Raw genomic sequence first — 21738 nt, forward strand, 5'->3', positions numbered from 1 at the left:
CGCCTCTATTTGACAGATCCGGCCAACAGGCCGCGGACCAGGTATTTTTGCATTGCGAAGAAGACGACCAGCGGCACGAAGATCGAGACAAAGGCAGCGGTCGCAAGGATTTCCCAGTTGCCGCCACGTGTACCCAGCAACTCCACGATGCGGTTCGTCATCACGGTTGTCTGGCCGGTCGCGTCGATCAGGAAAACCTTGGCGACAAGCAGGTCATTCCATGTCCACAGGAACTGGAAGATCGCGAAAGACGCCAGCGCCGGGAAGCTGAGTGGCAGGATCAGTTTGGTAAAGATCTGAAACTCGGTGGCGCCGTCGACGCGGGCGTTTTCGATCAGATCACGCGGCAATCCGGCCATGTAATTACGCAGCAGGTAAATCGCTAGGGGCATCCCAAACCCTGTATGCGCAAGCCAGACGCCCAGGTATCCTTTACCGATCCCGATATTGAGGTGAAATTTCAGCAACGGGATCAAGGCCAATTGAAGCGGCACGACCAAAAGGCCAACAACGGCCGCGATCAGCAAGGCCCGTCCGGGGAAATCCATCCACGCCAGCGCATAAGCTGCAAAGGCGGCAACCAGAATCGGGATTATGGTCGCTGGGATAGTCACTGTCAGCGTGTTGAAGAACGCCTTGGCCATGCTGTCTGTACTGCTTTGATCCAGAAGAACCTTTTGGTAATTTTTTAAAGTGAACTCGGGCGGCAATTCGGCCGTAACAAAGATGCGTGCGCCGCGATCACCTGTGAACTCTTCGGTGTTCTCCATCCGGTAGTTGCCAACCGCATCCACCGTGATCGTGCCACCTCGCCGCAGTTTTTCTGTTTGGCCCGGCTCAAACGCATCTACCTCGCGCGAACTGATACCCCATCTGGAAATCGTTGCTTGCTCATCTTCGCCGAACAACGCCCCCTGAATGACATACACTCCGTTTTCCAGCACCTGCGTCTCCGGTGCGGCACTGCGAAGGGTCAGATTTTGTTCGGAGGGGAACAGCGACCGCCACCAGCCGCTGGACGATATCTGATCTGCCGTCCGAAAGGACGAAATCAGCAAGCCAAGCGTGGGGATGACCCAAAGGGCCACAAGAAAGACGACTGACAGATGCACCACCCATCTGAGCGCGGGTTTCGTTCCTGCGATATCGCTCATGGCTTACTCCATCTCCTTGCGTGCATTGCGCACGTTCCAGACGAGGATCGGCGCAACAAGCAACATGATCACCATGGCCGAGGCCGACCCGACGCCCCAGTCATTGGCGCGGAAAAGCTTGTCATACATGTAGTTTGCCAGAACCTGCGTCTCCCACTGGCCGTTGGTCATGGCAAAAACGATGTCGAACACTTTGAGAACGGTGATCGTGATCGTCGTCCAAACAACAAGGATTGTGGTTTTGATCTGCGGCACCTTGATCTTGAAGAAGATCTGAAAGGGATTGGCCCCATCCAAAATGGCCGCCTCGATGGTTTCTTCGGGAATTCCGCGCAAGGCCGCCGACAGAATGACCATGGCGAAACCCGTCTGAATCCAGATCAGGACAACCATCAGAAAGAAACTGTTCCAGAAGGGAATTGTTAACCACGTGTTGGGTTCGGTGCCGCCGAAGAAGATGTACAGTGCGTTCAGGATTCCTATCTGGTCTTGTTCAGCTGGTCGCGCGTCATAAACCAGTTTCCAGATCACCGATGCACCAACAAACGAAATGGCCATCGGCATGAAAATCAGGGACTTGGCAAAGTTGCCCCAGCGGATGCGGTCAGTCAGTTGCGCCACGAGAAGACCAAAAGCCGTTGACATGGCTGGTACGACAATCAACCAGAACATGTTGTTGCGCATGGCTTCCCAAAACTTCGGCTCAGCCGCCATTTGGGTATAGTTGTCCAGGCCGACCCATCGGTATCCGCCACCGGGCACACGTTCCGTAAGCGAAAGGCGCAAGGTTTCAACCACCGGATACGCCAGATAAAGCCCCAGCGCAGCAAGCGCCGGGAACAGGAACAACCATGGACGGATCAAGTTCGCGCGGTTGATGTTTCGGCCCGCATTCGGACCACGCGGCGGAAACAGGATTTTGTCCAGAAACTGGTTGGAAAAGTAGAAGTAGCCCACGCAACCCGACACGCCGATGGCGATCGTCAGCAGGCCTTGAAGTGCGGGTGTCATGGTGCGCCCATCCGTTTGGCAAGTGGGGCGGCCCTAGGACCGCCCCATGAGTTGGTCACTTGGCTGCGTCCCAGGATGACTGGATTTCACGTGCCACGGTGGCTGCATCTTTTGCACCCGAAGAGTAATCGACCATCCCGGTCCAAAAAGTACCTGCCCCAACCGCACCCGGCATCAGGTCAGACCCGTCAAAGCGGAAGGTTGTTGCGTTGGTCAGGATTTCGCCCTGTCCGCGCTGTGAATCATTCGAGTAGTTCTCGGGGTCTGCACTCAGGTGGGGCGTCAGGAAACCATCCTGCGACATCATGATCTCATGAGCGAATGGCGTCTTCAGGAACTCCATGAATGCTTCGGTGGCCGGGTTCGGGTTCGTGATCGTGAACAGTGTCCCTGCCCCAAGCACTGGTGTGCCCAGGTCTTTTTCGGCGTAAGCCGGGAAATAGAAGAAGTCAGCGTCCACCCCCAATTCCGTGCCTTCAGGAAAATAGGCGGGAATAAACGACGCTTGCCGATGCATCATGCAAGCCGGCGGGCTATCGAATAGACCCTTGGGGCTGTCCCGGAAGTCAATTGCCGCCGTGTCGTCTGCATTACCAACCACATATTCGTCATTGCGGGTAAAGCTGCCATATTCCTCAATCGCAGCGATGACGCGGGGATCATCGAACTTGATCTCGTTGGAAACCCATTGGTCATAGACTTCTGGTGGTTGCGTGCGCAGCATAAGGTCTTCGACCCAGTCCGTTGCGGGCCAACCCGTTGCGCCACCCGAGGCCAGACCGACGCATAGGGGCGTTTCACCGTCTTCGACCATCTGATCCATCAGAGCTTTGAACTCTTCCATAGTTTCGGGCACTTCATACCCAAAGTCTTCGAAGTTTTCGGGCACGTACCAGACCAGAGACTTGACGTTCACATTGAAGAAGAAACCGTAGAAATCGTCTACTCCGTCGGCGTTTTGAAACGTTCCCAGATCCACCCAGGACTGACCGGCAGCAAAGTTTTCCTTTATCCAGTCCGCCGAGCCCTCGGCCAAAGGTGTCAGATACCCCTGCTTGGCAAGGTTTGCCGCCAGACCGGGCTGCGGGAAAACAGTCAGGTTCGGCGCGGAACCTGCGGCTGCATCAATCAGGATTTGCTGTTCCAGAGAGTCCGAGCCCACATAGCTGGAATTCGCACCTGTTGCTTCGTCGAAATAGGCCACAAGGTTCTCGAAAGACTTGCCCTCGCCAGCCAGCCAGGGGCCGAAAATAGTCAGGCTTTCGCCGGACAGATCATTTGCTTCGGCAAAGGCCTGAAACCCATCCCAGTCAAAACTGCCCTCGCCGACGGCGTGGATCAACTCACCCTCCGCCTGAACTGATCCGGCTATCAGGGCGAGTGCCGCCGCACCTGCGTAAAGCGTGTTTTTCATCAAATCCTCCTCCCAAGCTATCGTGCGCTCAAAGACTCGCTTTCAAAGCGCTTTGGTTAGTGCGTGTTATCCGCTAACAATAGCTCTCTGTCAACATTTTGCTTCCCAGCGCCAAAATTACTTATACTTTTTGCTTTCCACACAAAATAAGTTGACGGATGCAGCATTTGCTCACAAAACAAAAAAGAGTCACTCAATTGAAGGCGCTTTGAATCGTAAAATGAACCTGAAGCAGCTCTCGGAAGTTCTGGGCCTTTCGCAAACTACGGTCAGCCGGGCGTTGAACGGGTACCCTGAAGTGAGCGAGGACACACGTGCGCGCGTTCAAGCTGCGGCGCACAAACATGGGTACCGGCCGAACAGTCGTGCCAAAGGGCTTGCAACCGGACGATCCATGGTGATCGGCCACGTGATTCCCAGCTCGTCACAACATGAAATGGTTAACCCGATCTTCGGGGATTTCGTCGCCGGTGCCGCAAAGAAATACGCTGAACATGGCTATGACATGATGTTCACCAACGCCGACGACACCTCGATTGAAGAAGCGTATCGGAGTCTCTTTCAGCGGGGCGCGGTGGACGGAGTCGTGCTGCAAGGCCCCAAAGTGAACGAACCACGGATCGAAGTCCTGACCCGCATGGGCGTCCCATTCATCGTGCACGGACGCTCAACCGGCGTCGACACTTTGTATGACTGGATCGATGTGAACAACAAAAGCTCGTTCATGCGTGCCACGCGCTTTCTGATTGACCTTGGCCATCGCCGTATCGCTCTGATCAACGGTCTGGAAGATATGGATTTCGCCCAACGCCGCCGCGACGGATATCTTGAGGCGCTTGGGCAGGCCGGGCTTGCGCCCGATGCAAATCTGATGCGCAGCGCTGAAATGACAGAGGTTTACGGCCACCACGAAACGCAAAACATGTTGCGCCTGGACGCCCCTCCTACTGCGATTCTGTGTTCATCGATGATATCCGCCATCGGTGTGCGGCGCGCTCTGTCCGAAAACGGGCTTGAGATGGGTGCGGATGTATCAGTGATCGCCCATGACGACGACCTGTCCTATTTGAAGAACGGGCAGGATGTTCCTATCTTCACCGCAACGCGCTCGTCCGTCCGGCAGGCAGGTGAAATGGCTGCTGACATGTTGATCCAGCGCATCAAATCTCCGAATGATCCAGTCAAAACTAGATTGCTGGAGGCCGAACTGGTAGTTGGCAGGTCGACCGGCCCTGCGCCCAACAGGTTGTAACCATGAAACACTCACGCGCTGATTTCCCCAAAGATTTCCTCTTTGGTGTTGCCACCTCTGCGTACCAGATTGAAGGCCATGCACAGGGCGGTGCGGGGCAGACTCATTGGGATACCTTTGCGGCGTCGCCGGGCAACGTGGTGCGCGGAGAAAACGGAGACGTGGCCTGCGATCACCTGAACCGGTTCGAGCAGGATTTCGATCTGGTACGCGAAGCCGGGTTTGACTGTTATCGCTTTTCGACCAGCTGGGCACGTGTATTGCCGGAAGGGCGTGGTCAGGTCAATCAGGCGGGGTTGGACTATTATGACCGATTGGCGGACGCCCTGCTGGAGCGCGGTATCCGCCCCTGTGTGACGCTTTATCATTGGGAACTGCCGTCAGCGCTTGCGGATCAGGGGGGGTGGTGCAATCGCGATATCGCGGATTGGTTCGCGGATTATACGCAGGTCATCATGGGTCGGATCGGTGACCGGATGTTCAGCGCCGCGCCGATCAACGAACCCTGGTGTGTCAGTTGGCTGAGTCATTTTGAAGGCCACCATGCGCCCGGTCTGCGCGACATTCGCGCCGCTGCGCGAGCGATGCATCACGTTTTGTTGGCCCACGGCAGGGCCATTCAGGCCATGCGCAGTCTTGGCATGAGCAATCTGGGCGCTGTGTTCAACCTCGAATGGTCCGAGCCAGCAGATGACAGCGCGGAAGCGCGGCTTGCCGCAGATCGCTACGATGCGATTTACAACCGGTTCTTCCTTGCCGGGGTTTTCAAAAGAGAATATCCTCAAACAGCCTTGGTGGGATTGGAACCACACCTGCCCAAGGGCTGGCAGAACGACTTTGAAACCATCGGAGCACAGGTCGATTGGTGCGGGTTGAACTACTATACCCGAAAATTGATCGCCCCGGCGGACACCGCCTGGCCCAGCCTGCAAGAGGTTCCCGGGCCTTTGCCGAAAACGCAGATGGGATGGGAAATTGAGCCCTCTGCCCTCACCCGCTTTCTTATCAGAACAACGAAAGACTATACGGGCGCGATGCCAATCTATATCACCGAAAACGGTATGGCGAGTGAGGCGCGCGTGCAGGACGATGATCGTATCGATTATCTCGACCGGCACCTCGCGGCCGTGCAGGACGCTTTGACACAAGGTGTTCCGGTGAATGGCTATTTTGTCTGGTCGCTACTGGACAATTACGAATGGGCCTTCGGGTACGAGAAGAGGTTTGGATTGGTGGACGTGGATTTCGAAACACTTGCGAGAACGCCCAAAGCGTCTTTCATGGCGCTAAAATCCGCCCTGTCCGAGGGTCAGAACGTCTCTCAGCCGTTAGCGCAACCATTCGGGGCTGTGCATGAGCATTGGAACCTAGTTGCGGATATTGGTGGCACGAACACACGTTTAGGCGTCGTCATGAATGGCGAATTGGCTGATCTTCGGAAACATCCGACGGGGACATTGGAAGACCTGTTGGAGGCGTTCCATGATCTCAGAGACGAAATCGGAACAAATCCACAGGCCGTCGTAGCTGCGGGCGCGGGGCCCGTCAGGGATGGGACTATTCAACTGACCAACGCAAACCTGGATCTCTCGGAGACAGAGTTGGCTAATGCAACAGGAGCGCAGCGCACCTTTGTGATAAATGATTTTACCGCCGCGGCATGGTCGGTGGCCGAGGTGACCCGGTCGGATGTTGCCGTCTTGCAGGGACAGGCAACGCCGCCCGCAGGCACGCGATTGGTTGTTGGCCCCGGAACCGGGCTCGGCGTTGGCGCCTTGCTTTACTCAGAAGGCAGATACCATACGGTTTCCGGCGAAGGCGGGCATGTGGGTTTGTACCCGCGCCATCGCGAAGAAGTTGATATCTTTGAAGCGGCGCGTCGTATCGCACCGGGCTGTTTCTTTGGGGACAGCCTGGCGCTGGAAGCAGAAATGTTCCTGAGTGGAACCGGCCTACCGGTACTGTATCAGGCGGTTGAATTGGCAGCCGGTCAGGCGCGGGCACAGGTGCGCTCTGCGAAAGAAATTCTGAACGATGCCCGCAGCGGCACCGATCTCATCGCCGAAAAAACGGCGCAGATTTTTACCACTCATCTGGGTGCATTGATGGGTGATCTGGCGGTCACCTTGATGCCAGAGGGAGGCGTGTTCCTTGTGGGCGGCGTTGCCGAGAAAAACCGCTGGCTTTTCAGTGACAACTTCAAGGATGCGTTCAACGGCGGCGGCCGCTTCAGCGATTTGCGCCGTTCCCTGAACCTCTACGTGTCTGAACAGGCAGAGTTCGGGATCATCGGCGCAAACAACTTCTGCAAGAACGCGCTGAGACAGTAACCAGACTAACCGAAATCTCTATTCCAAGAAGGACCAAGACATGATCCTGTGCTGTGGTGAAGCGCTGATAGATATGATCTCAGAACCGACCGTGTCGGGTGCGCTGGGTTTTGTGCCACATACCGGTGGTGCAGTTCTGAACACAGCTGTTGCGATGGGGCGTCTGGGCGTGCCGGTTGGAATGCTGACAGGTTTGTCATCGGATATGTTCGGGCAGCAACTGATCGATGCCCTGAAAGCCAGTCATGTGGACACGACGCATGTGATTATCTCGGACCGCCCGACCACGCTTGCCTTTGTACAGCTTTCTGATGGGCACGCGTCTTACAGCTTTGTTGATGAAAACACGGCGGGCCGGATGTTGCTGCCCGAAGACTTGCCCGATCAACTTCCAGCGGTTTCCGCTCTGTATCTCGGTGGTATCAGCCTTGCCTGTGAACCTTCCGCAGATGCTTATGCCGCCCTCCTGGACCGCCACGGTTCTGACCGGGCTGTGATGCTGGATCCGAATATCCGCCCGGGTTTCATCAAGGATCAAACCCGATTTAGAACGCGTTTGAACCGCATGATCTCACGAGCAGATATCGTCAAGGTTTCGGACGAGGACTTGGACTGGATCATTCCGGGTAACGAATCCGAAGCCGCGAAGGCGTCTCTGCTGTTGCAGGCGGGTCCAACCGCTGTCATCGTCACGCGTGGCAGCGACGGGGCGCACGGTTACCTGGCAGATGGTTCAGAAGTCTCAGTTCCTGTAAAGCCCGTTGAAGTGGTCGACACAATCGGCGCAGGTGACACGTTCAACGCTGGCGTCCTGACCGGTCTCAGCCGTGCAGGGCATCTGACCAAATCAGGTCTGCGCGGATTGACTGCGGAAAACTTGCGAACGGCTATGGAACTGGGCGCGGATGTGGCCGCAGTGACCGTATCCCGAGCCGGGGCGGAACCGCCTTGGGCGCATGAGCTTTGATCTTTAGAATGGCACAATGAAACGATCTGAAATCAACCGTATCAAATCTCAGGCACACGCGTTTATTCAGTCCTTCGGTGCCGTGTTGCCACCCTTTGCGAATTGGACGCCAGAGCAAATGCGCAGCCCTCTGGCTGAAACGATTCGCAACCGCGGGCTGGGATGGGACATAACCGATTACGCACAAGGCCGTTTCGACGAACTTGGACTTTTTCTGTTCACTCTGCGCAATGGTGAGGCGAAGGATCTGAAATCCGGGCGCGGGATGCTCTATGCGGAAAAACTGTTGATCTCGAAAGACAATCAGCTTTCTCCGATGCACCGGCATATCGTCAAAGCAGAAGACATCATCAACCGGGGCGGCGGCAACCTCATTCTGGAAATCTATGCGTCGGATCCAAACGGTGGCGTTGACCGCGACAACCCGGTGACGGTCCCCAGCGATGCCTGCCCTGTAACCTTGCAACCCGGAGAGCACTTGCGGCTGAAGCCGGGGCAAAGTGTAACTCTGATGCCCGGCATCTGGCACGCTTTCTGGGCGGAGCGCGGCGATTGCCTTATTGGCGAGGTTTCGACCGTGAATGACGACCGTACGGACAATGTGTTTGAAGAGCCAATCCCGCGGTTCTCAAAGGTCGAAGAAGATGCAGAGCCGGATTTCCTGCTTGTATCGGACTATTGACACCGTTCGGTCCGGGCTGGCGTGAACAGGATAGTCGGCTCAACTATCGCATATCCTTCCACCACCCCACATCGTCTGCCGCTTGACAAGTCTTGCGTAGCCGGACTAGCTGAGCCGGATGGTTCCGTAAGGGATGAAAATGGGAATACGGTGCGGCGCAGGGATGCGCCAAGTCCGTGACTGCCCCCGCAACTGTAAGCGGTGAGCGACGCCACTGTACCACTGATCCGAAAGGGTTGGGAAGGTGGGCCGAGCCTTGACCCGCAAGTCAGGAGACCTGCCATCGCATGGTAAACCAACCCGGGGCGGGGCGTCCCCGAAGGAGGCTTGATGGCGCGTTTGCGTAATATATGGGTATTTGCCTTCTGTCTGCATCTGGCAAACGACGGAGATGGCAATGGCCTGCTATTCTGATCACTACGTTCTGATCTGTTCAACATGTCAGGGGACGATGCCTGCCGAGGCCGCGCAAGACGCACTGGACGCTCAGTTGCCTGACGGTTTTGAAACCCGAATGGTGGCCTGCATGGCAGGTTGTGAACGGGCCATGACCGTTGGATTTCAGGCCGCAGGCAAAGCGCAGTATCTGTTCGGCGACATTAAGACTTCACACGACCTGGCTGCCCTGGTCGAATTCGCGACGCAGTTCGGCGACAGCGACGATGGCTGGACCAGCGCCTCGAACCGTCCTCCTGCCCTCTTTACAAAGACCCTGTCGCGAATACCCGCTTTGCCATCCCGAGGGACGTCATGAGTTTTCTGGTTGCCGAGGATCTGGAGTACTACGCTCTCAATGGTGATATCCTGTTGCAGGACGTGTCCTTTCGTCTTGAAGAAGGATCAATTCTGGCAATTGCCGGGCCGAACGGTGCCGGTAAGACCACTCTGCTGAAACTGCTATGCGGGATCGAAAGGATTGCGTTGGGTGATGTTTGGATTCAAGGCAAAAGCCTTCGCACTCTGTCCGCCCGCCAACGCGCCCGATCCATTGCTGTGGTCGGACAGCAGGAAACGCCCGATGGACGGATGCGGTTGCAAGACTATGTTGCGCTGGGACAAATCCCGATTCAGGGGGAACGATCGACGGCTCAACATAAAGCTGATCTTGAACGGGTGCTGACGACGACCGAACTGTCGCATTTCGCAAACAAACCGATGAGCCAACTGTCGGGCGGTGAACGTCAGCGCGCACATATCGCTCGCGCACTGGCCCAGAATCCATCTTTGTTGTTTCTGGACGAACCAACCAACCATCTGGACCCGGATGCCAAGGGGCACATGCTGTCCTTGGTCGCTGACCTGGGGGTAACGGTCGTCATGATCGTCCATGATCTGGTCATGATCCCGGAATTCGCCAGCCATGTGGCGTTGATGAAAGCCACGCGCCTGACCGGGTTCGGGCCTGTCAGCGAAGTTCTGACCACAGACCGGGTACGTGACACATTTGGTGTGGATTATCTGTGCTTTCAGCACGAAGGCCGCATGATCCCGGCGCTGGACATCCGAAAACGAAAACTGTCATCATAACAGGAGCTAAAAATGATGCACAAACTCTGGCCAGTGGTTGTTTTCACTGGCTTGGCAAGTGGCGCAGCAGCGGAGGCCGTCACGGTTGACAACTGCGGCGAACCGCTTGTTTTTGAAACGGTGCCCGAGCGTCTGGTCGTGCACGACATGAACATGACGGATATGGCCTTTGCGCTCGGCCTTCAGGACAAGATCGTGGGGCTTACCGGAATTACCGGCTGGTACAAAACAAGCCCCGATTTTGATGCTCAGCGTGGCGATATCCCAGAACTTGCCCCCAAATACCCGACCATTGAAAACCTTGTGGCCGTCGAGCCCGATCTGTTCTTTGCCGGTTGGTACTATGGCATGAAACCCGGTGGCGATGTTACGCCCGACACCCTGGAACCCTTTGGTATCAAGACCATGGTCCTGACCGAAAGCTGCGTGCATCTGGACAAGGATCGCCCCGAGGCCAGCATGAACCTTTTGTTTGGTGACGTTCTGCGTCTGGGCATGGTGATGCAGGTCGAGGACGAGGCCGAAGCGCTGGTTGCCAACTGGAAGGACCAACTGTCCGCCATTGAAGCAAAAACAGCCGATCTGGCAAAGCCCCGCGTGTTCCTGCTGGACGGACCGGCCGATGCTCCGTTTACTGCCGGCAAGTTCGCCATTCCCGATGCAATGATCGCAGCCGCCGGTGGCGAAAACGTGACACATGATCTGGATACCAGCTGGGGCCGCACGTCGTGGGAAGCCGTGGCAGCGGCTAATCCGGAATTTCTGGTGCTGCTCGACTATCAGTCCGGCAACGGCGCAGAGGACACCTTTCAGTTCCTGAAGGATCATCCGGTGATGTCACAAACGGACGCGGTAAAGAACGAACGCTGGATTGGCCTGCGTTACGAAGAACTGACGCCCGGCCCGGCAAACATCGAGGCGATCGAGAAAATGGCGAAGGCCATGCACCCGGAGACCAACTGATATGGTCCAATTGGGCCGTTTGATTTTGCTGGGGGCGGTTGTTCTGACCGCCCTTTTGCTGTTGTCCATCGTCTACGGGACCACTCCTATCCCCATGCGCGAAGTTTTTTCAGCCATCGTTCTTGGAACCGGTCTGGTGGACGGAGACATGTCGCCTTTGCACCGGATCGTCTTCGACCTTCGCCTGCCCCGAGCCCTGTTTGCTGCCGTGATTGGCGCGGGGCTGGGCGTCGTTGGTGTTGTTTTGCAAACAACGACGCGAAACGATCTGGCAGATCCGTTTCTGTTCGGTCTGTCCTCTGGTGCAGCTGCTGGCGCCGTTCTGGTGATCACGGTCACAGGTGATGTATTGGGCATCTGGACGTTGCCGTTGGCGGCGTTTTGCGGCGGTCTGATCGCATCAGGCATTGTTCTGGCGCTGGTTCAGGGCTTACGCACGAGCGCGCCTGAAAAACTTATCCTGGCTGGTTTGGCGGTATCCTTTCTGTTTTCCGCGATCACCAATTACCTGATTTTCTCTGGCGACAATCGCGCTGCGCATTCGGTGATATTCTGGATGCTTGGCGGTTTGGGACTAGCAAGATGGGAAACGTTCCCGCTTGTCTTAATCGGATTGGGCCTGATCCTGAGCTATTCACTTTATCGCAGCCGGTGGCTTGACGCACTGCTGACCGGAGATTTTACAGCCTCTTCACTGGGTATTCCCGTTCAGGGCCTGCGGTTCAGTATGTTCTTCGTTGCCGCGTTGGCGACGGCCAGTTTCGTTTCCGTTGCCGGCGTCATCGGCTTCGTCGGGTTGATGGTACCGCATATTGCACGCGGCATCGCCGGAACTCTGCACCGAAACCTGCTGGTCGCCTCAGCCTTCGTGGGCGCAATTCTACTGACTCTCTCTGATATCTTGTCACGCCTTCTTCTGGCTCCGCAGGAGTTGCCCGTCGGAATCGTCACAACGTCAATAGGATCACTTTTTGTCTTCTTGTATTTATTCAAATCTGATCGCGGGAACTAGTTTCCAGAGATTGCGCGACACTTTCATTTTTCAACATTGATGAGGTCAAGCAGTTCGGCATGCAATTCGGGGGTTGCGGCGGAAACGACCGCGCCATCTGAATCGAGGGTCAAAGCGTGCCCCTGCCAATCGGTCATCACTCCGCCAGCGGCTGTGACAAGGGGTGAGACCGCCAGATAGTCATAAGGTTGCAAATCGTAATCCACGACAGCATCGACATGCCCCGAAGCAAGCAAGGCATGGGGGTAACAATCATAGGCAAATCGGCGCGTCTGCCCTGCGGTCATCAGCCGGGTGAACAGGTCAGGATGGTCGCGATAGATCTTGTCCCCTTCATTCACATACAAAACCGATTGATCCAGGCGTGTTGTTTGCGCGACCTGTACCGGTCGCCCGTTCAGGCGGGCGCCGTCACCAATTACACCCAAGTAGGTCTCACCTAAGGCCGGCATTCCGACCAGTCCGAACTGAGGTTGTCCATCCAATAGATGAGCCAAAAGGAATCCGAACAAGGGATGGCCGGACAGAAACGATCGGGTTCCGTCAATGGGGTCAATGACCCACATATGGCGCCCGTCGCCAGCCTCCTGACCGTGTTCTTCGCCAAAGATGCCATGCTCTGGGAAATGCTGATTCAGATAGGCCCGTACTTCTGCTTCAACTGCCTTGTCGGCCAGCGTCACCGGGCTTTCATCCTGCTTGAATTCAACACCTAAAGAACCCCGAAAAAAAAGCATAGCGGACTCCGATGCAATATCAGCAATCTTCATCGCGTGTTCAGTCAAAGCATCTGGGGTTACCATTTCCGGTCCTTTCGGCTGAAGTCATCCGATTTCCGACGGATGAAGGGTTGATTGCCCTGAAAGCTGAATGAGAAGTCATGCAGTTCAGTCTTCAGATTGGCGTGAAGTGTGACAATACTGTAACTTTATCAACTGCTCATAGGTCGAAAACAGCCAGATTCAACGATCTTCCGGACATTCGGGGCGGATTTGCCATGTTAGCATGCTTTCCCTATGCGTTCCGATCGCTGTGTGTTTGTCAGTTGATCAGCTCTTGCACCCTCGGGTCAGATTTTCACCCGGCTCATCTGCGGGTCGTACAGCGGTTGCAGTGTCACTTCGCATGGAACCCTTTGAGTTGCGACATCCAATTCATATGTCCCTGATGTGACGTATTCCGCATCGACGCCCTTTGCGTTTCGGATGTAACCGTAGCCGATCGACTTTCCGACGGTGTAGCCATAGCCGCCCGAGGTCAGCCACCCGACTCTTTCGCCATTCCGATAGATCGTTTCACGCCCCAGAAGAACAACGTCGGGTTCAACCGTGAAACATGCCAGCATCTTCTTTACGCCGCCGGTTTTTTGCGCCTCAGAGGCGGCACGCCCTTTGAAATCAATATTCTTCCGGAGTTTCACGGCCCAGCCCAAGCCACTTTCAAACGGCGTATGATCCGGCCCGATATCCGAACCCCAGGCGCGATAGCCTTTTTCAAGGCGCAGCGATTCAATGGCCCTGTAGCCCGCATTTATCAATCCATGCAGCCGCCCAGCCTCCATCAGCGCGTCATAGACGGTCTGTGCATACTCCACGGGCAGGTGCAGTTCCCAACCTAATTCACCAACATAGGTCACACGCAGCGCCTTGACCGGACACCCGGCGATGCCGATGGTGCGGATCGCGCCAAACTTGAACCCGTTATTCGAGACGTCATCGCGCGTCACCGCCGCAAGAATCTCACGCGCTTTTGGTCCCATCAATGACAGAACTGCATTCGATGAGGTGATATCGAACAGCTGGCAATTCATACCCTCGGGAATGCTGCGGTCGATCCAGTCGAAGTCATGAGTGGCAAAGCCAGTACCGGTGACGATGTAGAACTCATCATGAGCCACACGCCCAACGGTCAGGTCGCACTCGATCCCGCCCTTGTTGTTCAACATTTGGGTATAGACAAGGGTACCAACCGGCTTGTCCACATCATTGGCACAGATCCAGTTCATCGCTGCCAGTGCATCCGGACCCTTAAGGGCGAATTTGGCGAAAGATGTCTGATCGAACAACACAGCCGCTTCGCGTGCCGCTTTATGTTCGCGACCTACGGCATTGAACCAATTCTGGCGGCCAAAGCTGTATTCATCCCTGGGTGTCTCGCCCTTTGATGCATCGGCGTACCAGTTGGGGCGTTCCCAGCCCAGTTTCTCTCCAAAGCACGCGCCTTGCTTTTTCAGCGTGTCGTAAAGCGGCGACTTGCGACAGGGGCGGCCAGAGTCATGTTCCTCATGCGGCCAAGCCATCGTGTAGTGTTTACCGTATGCTTCAACGGTACGGGTGCGAACCCAGTCGGTGTCGAAATGCGGGCGGCCAAAGCGACGAATATCAGCAGACCACAGATCGAAGGGCGGCTCGCCATTAAATACCCACTCCGCCAGCGCCATGCCTGCACCGCCGCCAGCCGCGATGCCAAAGGCATTAAAGCCCGCGCCGACGAAGAAATTCTTCAACTCAGGCGCTTCGCCGATGATAAAATTGCCGTCAGGCGTGAAGCTTTCCGGCCCGTTGGTCAACGTTTTGACGCCAGTGTTCTCCAGCGCAGGCACGCGCCCCAGCGCAAGCTCCATAAGTTGTTCGAAATGATCGAAATTGCTGTCGAGAAGGGTATAGTGGAAACCTTGCGGAATCCCCTTGGTGGCCCAGGGGATCGGGTTCGGCTCGTACCCGCCCATGACCAGACCTCCGACTTCTTCCTTGTAGTAGGTCAGCCGGTCGGGATCGCGCAGAGTGGGCAGATTGCCGGGCACGTCGAAAGGTTCGGTCACCATGTACTGGTGTTCCATCGGAACCAGAGGAACGTTGACGCCAAAGCGGCTGGCAAAGGTGCGGGTCCATTGCCCGGCGCAGCAGATCACCTTTTCACACTCGATCCGACCATGTTCGGTGATTACCGCGAGAATCTTGCCATCTTCAATCTCGATATCGATGACCTTGGTGTCTTCGAATATCTTCGCCCCGGCCATGCGGGCGCCCTTGGCCAATGCCTGCGTGATATCTGACGGGTTGGCCTGACCGTCAGTCGGCAGATAGGCCGCGCCGATCACGTCGGAGACATCCATCAAGGGCCAAAGCTCTTGCGCCTCGGATGGGGTCAGAAGTTGCATGTCCAGACCAAAGGAATGAGCTGTCGTGGCCTGCCGTTTGACTTCGGTCCAGCGCTCTTCGTTGCAAGCAAGGCGCAAGCCGCCATTCATCTTCCAGCCTGTACCGAGGCCGGTTTCCTCTTCGATCTTGTTGTACAGATCGACGGAATAGCCCAGCAATTGCGTGATATTTGCGTTCGAACGCAACTGTCCAACCAACCCTGCGGCGTGAAACGTGGTGCCTGAAGTCAGTTTCTTGCGCTCCAGAAGCACCGTGTCAGTCCAGCCCAGCTTGGCCAGGTGATAGGCGGTCGAGCAGCCGATGATCCCGCCGCCGATAATGACGGCTTTGGCTGTTGTAGGAAGGTCGGTCATGTCTGTCCTCAGGTGTTTTCGAAATCGGTAAGGGCTGCGCGGAACCGCGCCAGGTTTTCAGCTGTGTAGGCTGCGTAATCAAAGTCGATATCCGAGGTGATCTCGGACACCATGCTCCACATGGTTTCCCGCAGCAGCGAGGCGCATTTCATCGCCGCATATCGATGGCGCAGGTCGTAGGTTATCGGGGCCTCAAAATAGGCTTCAAGCATCCAGTCTTCCTGTTCAGGCGACAGGCCATTGTTCGACGCCAGCCCCCCCAGATCAAAAAGCGGCGAGTTGAATCCGCCATAGTCGAAGTCGATCAGCCAAAGGCGATTGCCGTCGTCCAGAAAATTGCCACAGAGCAGGTCGTTATGGCCGAACACGATGTCATACGGCCCTGCCTCACGCTCCAGCAGCGTGCCTGCGTCGATCAGATCGGGGATTAGCTTTGCATGGGCGCTGTCATTCTCGGTCAGTGTTGCGGCATAGTCCCGGATGACGTGGAACACCCAGAATACCAGCGACGGCCCGCGCAGGTGTTTCGGCACTTCGACATGACAGGTTTTGACCAATTCCAGAACACGGGGCAGCATGTGCGGATGGCGGACATCTTCTTCCGTCAAGGTGCGGCTTTCGATGAACTCCAGCACTGTCAGATCACCTGAGGAATGTACCACGGCAGGCGACAGACCCGCTGCATTGGCTGCCTTGCTGGCGGCCAGCTCATTGAACCGCATCACCTGATGCAGGGGGATGTCGTCGCCCACACGCACCACATAAGACCCGCTGCCATCCGTTACCTTGAAGTTCAAATTGGTGATGCCACCGGTCAGAGGAGTGGCCTCGATTTTACCCTGCCAGATTGGCAGAGCGCGGATGCGGGTCATCAGATCAGGATGGCTCATATCAACTCTCCAGTCCAAAGCGGATGCGGGCCTGACGGGCACTGGCATTGATCAACCGATCAGCGATGATGGCGATGAAGGCAATTGACAGACCGGCCACCAGACCGCGACCGGTATCGGCTTTGGTCAAGGCGATGTAGACCTCTTGCCCCAGATCACGGGTACCGACGAGAGCGGTGATCACCAGCATTGACAGCGCCAGCATGATCGTCTGATTGACGCCCAGCAGGATTTCAGGCAATGCCATCGGCAGGCGGATATGGCGCAACAGTTGCGTACGGGTGCAGCCCGAAACCAGACCTGCCTCGATCAGTTCCTCACTGACCGAGCGCACACCATGGGCGGCATAGCGGACAGCTGGGGCCAGCGCATAGAGGACGATGGCGATCAGGGCGGTGAAATCGCCGACCCGGAACAGCATGACGACAGGGATCAGATAGACAAAGCTGGGAAGGGTTTGCAGCGTGTCGATCAGCAGGTTGATGGCCGTCCCTGCGCGTTTGTTCAGCGCCGACAAAACTCCCAGGGGCACACCGATCAGTGTCGCCAATATGACGGATGCACCACACAGATACACGGTTACCATTGCCTTTGACCACAAGCCCGAAAGCAGGATCAATGAGGCCATCCCACCACACAACAGCGCCAGCCGCCAACCGCCAGCGTGCCATCCCAGCAAGGTCAGCATCGCGATGGCCCAAGGCCATGGGATACCCAGCAGAACCGTTTTGATCGGGATCATGAACCACGTCAGAAAGAAGACTTTGATGGCCTCGAACGTGTCGAAATAGTTGACGTTCAGGTACGCAACAGTGTCATCCCAGAACGCACCGGTCGTGATGGTCTGGCTTTGGGGGTATTCCAGCAGCAGTGGCGAGAACTGTCCCAGAACCCATGTCAGTACCAATAAAATCAGCACCAAAACCGTCCGGCGATGACGAGCGATCCACGAGCCGGGAGCCTCATGATGCACTTGCCCCATACGTTCGGCAAAGGCTTGGCTCAGACGGTCGACGGCAATGGCCAGTACCACGATGGCGATGCCGGCTTCGAACCCTGCTCCAATGTCCAGACGGCGCAGCGCGGCGAGAACGTCAAAGCCCAGCCCCCCTGCCCCAATCATCGAGGCGATGATGACCATGTTCAGGGTCAGCATGATCACCTGATTGACGCCCACCATCAGGCTGTGGCTGGCCGAGGGCACAAGCACTCGCCACATCAACTGCCGCTGGGTTGTACCCGCCATGCGCCCGAAATCCAGGATTTCGGGATCAACGCCTTTCAGCGCCAGCGTGGTGATCCGCACCATCGGTGGGGTCGCATAGATGATCGTCGCGACCAAGGCAGAGATCGGGCCAAAACCAAACATGAACAGGATCGGCACCAGATAAGCAAAGATCGGGATCGTCTGCATCAAGTCCAGAATGGGCGAGATGATCTTTTCAAAAAGCGGATGGCGATAGGCCAGAATGCCCAACAGCAATCCTCCACCTGCGCCAATTGGTACGGCAATCAGGACCGACGCCAGCGTCACCATGGCGCTGTCCCATTGTCCAAAAACTGCAAGATAGATAAAGCAGGCCCCGACCAAAGCGGCCAATCCCCAGTCACGGCAATATTGACCCAAGGCGACAACGGCGGTGATGACCACAATCCAGCTGATTGCAGGCAGGATAACCTGCGCGTCATTCCCCTGACCGCTGACAAAGCCGTCGGCCAGCAGGGCAAGAACCAGATTATAGGGCTGTTCGATCAACCATGCGATGGCGCGGGTGATATCGGTGAACGAGACCGGGCCAACGGCCGCATCTTCGATCAGCCAGGACATTGCCAACGAGATATAGGACTTGAACGGAATGACCCAGGCCGAAGGGAACTTTGTCAGCCAGCGCGCATCCAGGGCTTTGCTCAGATCGCGACCATAATACCCAAGAATGACCGTGATCAGAACGAGCACCAGAATGATGATCTGACTGCGGTTCAGGCGTGTCATGCCACGTCTCCGCCGCCAAACAGCACGTGCGCCACGGCCTTGCGATCAATGGCGCCAACGACTTGCCCGTTGTTGTCAGCAACAGGGATCGGCGCGTCTGCGGCAATGATCCGTTCGGCCACATCGGACACGCGGGTCGATTGCAAGATCGGATCCCCTTCGCCAGCAGCCCCGGCCATCATGACGCCACCGACTGTCAGAACTTTGGACCGGGGGATATGCCGTGTGAATTCAGCGACGTAATCCGTTGCAGGATGCATTACAAGCTGTTCTGGTGTGGCGATCTGGATCACCTCACCATCCTTCATGATGGCAATCCGATCGGCCAGTCTGACCGCCTCTTCAAAATCATGGGTGATGAAGACAATCGTCTTGTGCAGGCGCTCCTGCAGGCGCAGGAATTCGTCCTGCATCTCGCGGCGGATCAATGGGTCGAGGGCCGAAAACGGCTCGTCCAAAAACCAAAGGTCCGGTTCAGTCACAAGCGACCGGGCGATCCCCACGCGCTGCTGCTGTCCACCCGAGAGTTCGCGCGGATAATAATCTTCACGACCTTTCAGGCCGACCAGTTCCACGACTTCGCGGGCATTGGCGTCGGCTTCGGCTTCGGGAGTGGCCTGAATAGTCAACGGGAACATTACGTTCTGCAAAACGGTTAGATGCGGCAGCAACGCGAAATGCTGGAACACCATGCCCATCTTGTGACGCCTGATTTCAATCAGTTCTTTCTCACTGGCGCGCAAAAGGTCAGCATCATCGAACAGGACTTCTCCGCCAGTAGGCTCGATCAACCGGGACAAGCACCGAACCAGAGTTGATTTGCCAGACCCCGACAGGCCCATGATGACGAAAATCTCGCCTTCAGAGATCTCGATATTGGCGTTGCGGACTGCGCCGATCACGCCTGCCTTGCGAATATCATCTGCCGTAGGTTCAGGGGTTGTCCGCAGAAGCCGATCTGCGTTGGGGCCATAGAGCTTCCAGATATTTCGGCACGACAGTTTGGTCTTGGGGGGCATCAGTGTGGTCCGGTTAATTCGCGAAAAAGGCCAGAGCGGACCGAGAGAGCCACAGGCCCGCTCTGGCCAGTGGATTATTTCGAGATCCAGCCAGACCAGCGGTCTTTGTTGGTCTCCATCCACTCTGCAACAACGCTGTCGATTTCCACGCCATCAAGATCGGCCTTGCCGACCATGGCGCTCATTTCATCATTGTTGATATTGTAGGCTTCGATAATGTCATATGCGCCTGGCCATTTTTCTTGCAGGCCAGACCAGGCGGCTTTCCAGATCGGGCCACGCGGCTTGCCGCAATCATAGGCCATGTCTGGGTTCACACCAACCGAAGGGTCACTGTAGCATTCTGGCGTAAATGGCGGGAATTCGACGAACTCGCCTTCGTATTTCGCCGGCGCCCAATGTGGGACGTAGACCCATAAGACAATCGGATCCTGCCTTTGATACGCGGATTCCAACTCGGCAAACAGGGCCGCGTCGGTGCCCGCATGGACGACTTCGAAATCCAGTTCAAGCGCTTCGACACGCTCGTCATCGAAGCCACCCCAGGTCACCGGTCCACCGACATAACGCCCGTTCGGAGCAGTTTCAGCCGTTGCGAATTCCTCGGCGCAATCTTTTAACGCTTCCCAGTTCGGCAATCCCGGGCACCGTTCCTTCATGTAACTGGGGTACCACCACTCTTCGATCGCCATCAGGCCGGTTTCGCCGACATTGACGACCTTGCCGGTTCCGGTTGCTTCGTCCAGAGCCTCGCGCCCGGTGGTTTCCCAGATTTCCATCGCCAGATGCAGGTCACCCGTTTTCAGACCGGCGAATTGAGCAATGTAATCCGCCTGAACATATTCAACGTTGTATCCAGCTTCTTCCAGTATCGAACCCATGATCTTGGTATTGATCAACTGCCCCGACCAGTCGTGGAGCGTCAACTTGATCGGGTCTGAGGACTCAACAGCCCAAGCAGTTGTTGCGGCTCCGACTGCCATAAAGGCCAGCGCAGAAATTCCCATTTTACAATTCATAACACCTTCTCCCTGTCGTGATTTTTTTCGATGAATCGGTGGTATTGAGTATAGACGACCACATCGTGGGGTTTTGTGTCAATAAAAACCACGTAAAGCCACATTTTTTCCTGATTAATGCAGGTTTCAAAAGCAAATCTGTCGCTTCGCGTTGCTTTATGTGGGTATTGTGGTATTGCTTTAAGTCCCTTATGACGATGCCATCAGAGCGCGGCCCATGAACCTTCAGACCACCAACCAACGAGAAGAAGAAATCTTGCGCGCGCTTTTTCGCGCGGGTGGGTCATGCCGGGTAAGCGTTTTGGCAAATGATCTTGGGGTCAGCCTCGAAACCATTCGGCGAAACGTGCGCAATCTGGAAGAGCGCGGCATTGTGCGTAAGGTCCATGGCGGAGTTCATCTTCTCGAAGACATTCTGGAACCGTCGCTGCAAAGCCGTCTGGACAAGAAGGTTGACGCAAAAGAGAAGTTGGCGAAAGCGGTTGCCGAGGTCATCAGCGACGGAGACTCAGTTTTCCTCGATATCGGCTCGACAACCGCATATGTGGCGCAGGCGCTTGGCAACCACAGTGATCTTTTTGTAGTGACCAATTCGGTTTTTGTTGCCCAGGCATTGGCTTCAAGAAACAACAACCGCGTCTTCATGGCTGGTGGCGAGCTGCGCTCACATGATGGTGGCGCATTTGGTGTTGAAGCTCAGGACCTCATCAAACGTTTGAACGTCCGTTTCGCGGTTCTGTCTGTTGGAGCGGTCAATGCGGATCCGGGCTTTATGTTGCACGACCTGCAAGAAGCTAACCTGGCCCGCGTCGCCATTCAAAACGCACAGGTCCGTATTGTAGTGGCCGATGGCGAAAAGCTGGGAAAACGCGCGCCGGTAACACTGGAACCTGCCAACAAGATCAATCTGTTCTTTACTGATGTAAACCCGCCCGAGGGTATTCGCCAGATGCTTTCGGCGAATGAAATTGACCTTGTTGTAGCCGAATAG

At 56.1% G+C, this 21738-nt stretch carries 18 protein-coding genes, 1 pseudogene and 1 riboswitch; of the genes and pseudogenes, 10 read left to right on the forward strand and 9 right to left on the reverse strand.

All coding sequences use genetic code 11. The features are described from left to right. Nucleotides 1-5 precede the first annotated feature (5 nt). The 3 genes from AC2FEB_RS01015 to AC2FEB_RS01025 are packed head-to-tail and all read right to left on the reverse strand — an operon-like array spanning nt 6 to nt 3579. The gene (locus AC2FEB_RS01015) at nt 6-1154 is read right to left on the reverse strand and encodes a carbohydrate ABC transporter permease (protein WP_496670597.1); all 1149 of its coding nucleotides are present in this window, start codon (nt 1152-1154) and stop codon (nt 6-8) included. Nucleotides 1155-1157: 3 nt separating this feature from the next. After that, nucleotides 1158-2165 carry a carbohydrate ABC transporter permease gene (locus AC2FEB_RS01020; RefSeq protein ID WP_299898078.1) on the reverse strand — a complete coding sequence of 336 codons (1008 nt, stop codon included), beginning with the start codon at nt 2163-2165 and terminating at the stop codon, nt 1158-1160. 55 nt (nt 2166-2220) lie between these two features. Then, nucleotides 2221-3579 carry an ABC transporter substrate-binding protein gene (locus tag AC2FEB_RS01025; protein ID WP_496670594.1) on the reverse strand — a complete coding sequence of 453 codons (1359 nt, stop codon included), beginning with the start codon at nt 3577-3579 and terminating at the stop codon, nt 2221-2223. A gap of 220 nt (nt 3580-3799) precedes the next feature. Between AC2FEB_RS01025 and AC2FEB_RS01030 the strand changes: the two genes are divergently transcribed. The 9 genes and pseudogenes from AC2FEB_RS01030 to AC2FEB_RS01070 all read left to right on the forward strand — a co-directional run bounded on the left by AC2FEB_RS01030 (nt 3800) and on the right by AC2FEB_RS01070 (nt 12312). Further along, the gene (locus tag AC2FEB_RS01030) at nt 3800-4831 is read left to right on the forward strand and encodes a LacI family DNA-binding transcriptional regulator (protein ID WP_299640574.1); all 1032 of its coding nucleotides are present in this window, start codon (nt 3800-3802) and stop codon (nt 4829-4831) included. 2 nt (nt 4832-4833) lie between these two features. Beyond that, a pseudogene (locus AC2FEB_RS01035) lies at nt 4834-6135 on the forward strand (GH1 family beta-glucosidase); the annotation flags it as partial. After that, complete coding sequence (locus AC2FEB_RS01040; protein ID WP_496670980.1) at nt 6112-7161, forward strand: glucokinase; 1050 nt, start codon at nt 6112-6114, stop codon at nt 7159-7161. The pseudogene AC2FEB_RS01035 and the gene AC2FEB_RS01040, both read left to right, overlap by 24 nt. Before the next feature lie 40 nt (nt 7162-7201). Next, the gene (locus AC2FEB_RS01045) at nt 7202-8128 is read left to right on the forward strand and encodes a carbohydrate kinase family protein (RefSeq protein WP_496670591.1); all 927 of its coding nucleotides are present in this window, start codon (nt 7202-7204) and stop codon (nt 8126-8128) included. A gap of 16 nt (nt 8129-8144) precedes the next feature. After that, nucleotides 8145-8810, forward strand: coding sequence for a D-lyxose/D-mannose family sugar isomerase (locus tag AC2FEB_RS01050; protein ID WP_496670588.1), 666 nt, complete (start codon nt 8145-8147; stop codon nt 8808-8810). Between the two features lie 104 nt (nt 8811-8914). Further along, nucleotides 8915-9109: riboswitch (cobalamin riboswitch) on the forward strand. Nucleotides 9110-9207: 98 nt separating this feature from the next. Next, the gene (locus AC2FEB_RS01055; RefSeq protein WP_496670586.1) at nt 9208-9564 is read left to right on the forward strand and encodes a DUF1636 family protein; all 357 of its coding nucleotides are present in this window, start codon (nt 9208-9210) and stop codon (nt 9562-9564) included. Then, the gene (locus tag AC2FEB_RS01060; RefSeq protein ID WP_299898064.1) at nt 9561-10337 is read left to right on the forward strand and encodes an ABC transporter ATP-binding protein; all 777 of its coding nucleotides are present in this window, start codon (nt 9561-9563) and stop codon (nt 10335-10337) included. The genes AC2FEB_RS01055 and AC2FEB_RS01060 overlap by 4 nt, the downstream gene beginning before the upstream one ends. Nucleotides 10338-10349: 12 nt before the next feature. Next, nucleotides 10350-11300, forward strand: a complete 951-nt coding sequence (locus tag AC2FEB_RS01065; RefSeq protein ID WP_496883805.1) for an ABC transporter substrate-binding protein — start codon at nt 10350-10352, stop codon at nt 11298-11300. A gap of 1 nt (nt 11301) precedes the next feature. Then, nucleotides 11302-12312, forward strand: coding sequence for a FecCD family ABC transporter permease (locus tag AC2FEB_RS01070; RefSeq protein WP_496883806.1), 1011 nt, complete (start codon nt 11302-11304; stop codon nt 12310-12312). 23 nt (nt 12313-12335) lie between these two features. Here the strand turns inward: AC2FEB_RS01070 and AC2FEB_RS01075 are convergent, their stop codons facing one another. From AC2FEB_RS01075 to AC2FEB_RS01100, 6 genes are all read right to left on the reverse strand, one after another. Continuing rightward, the gene (locus AC2FEB_RS01075) at nt 12336-13115 is read right to left on the reverse strand and encodes an inositol monophosphatase family protein (RefSeq protein ID WP_496883807.1); all 780 of its coding nucleotides are present in this window, start codon (nt 13113-13115) and stop codon (nt 12336-12338) included. A 266-nt stretch (nt 13116-13381) separates the two neighbouring features. Further along, nucleotides 13382-15826 (reverse strand): GcvT family protein, encoded by a 2445-nt coding sequence (locus AC2FEB_RS01080; RefSeq protein ID WP_496883808.1) that lies wholly within the window; start codon nt 15824-15826, stop codon nt 13382-13384. A gap of 8 nt (nt 15827-15834) precedes the next feature. Further along, the gene (locus AC2FEB_RS01085; protein ID WP_496670581.1) at nt 15835-16716 is read right to left on the reverse strand and encodes a phosphotransferase; all 882 of its coding nucleotides are present in this window, start codon (nt 16714-16716) and stop codon (nt 15835-15837) included. 1 nt (nt 16717) lies between these two features. Then, nucleotides 16718-18709 carry an ABC transporter permease gene (locus AC2FEB_RS01090; protein ID WP_496670578.1) on the reverse strand — a complete coding sequence of 664 codons (1992 nt, stop codon included), beginning with the start codon at nt 18707-18709 and terminating at the stop codon, nt 16718-16720. Then, nucleotides 18706-19728: a quaternary amine ABC transporter ATP-binding protein gene (locus AC2FEB_RS01095; protein WP_496670576.1), complete on the reverse strand. Its 1023-nt coding sequence runs from the start codon at nt 19726-19728 to the stop codon at nt 18706-18708. The genes AC2FEB_RS01090 and AC2FEB_RS01095 overlap by 4 nt, the downstream gene beginning before the upstream one ends. 74 nt (nt 19729-19802) lie before the next feature. Further along, on the reverse strand, nt 19803-20735 hold the full coding sequence (locus AC2FEB_RS01100; RefSeq protein ID WP_254683889.1) for an ABC transporter substrate-binding protein: 933 nt from the start codon (nt 20733-20735) through the stop codon (nt 19803-19805). A gap of 229 nt (nt 20736-20964) precedes the next feature. On the opposite strand from AC2FEB_RS01100, the gene AC2FEB_RS01105 reads away from it, so the two are divergent. Continuing rightward, nucleotides 20965-21738 (forward strand): DeoR/GlpR family DNA-binding transcription regulator, encoded by a 774-nt coding sequence (locus AC2FEB_RS01105; protein WP_117873168.1) that lies wholly within the window; start codon nt 20965-20967, stop codon nt 21736-21738.

Source organism: Ruegeria sp. YTSC106 (assembly GCF_059609765.1).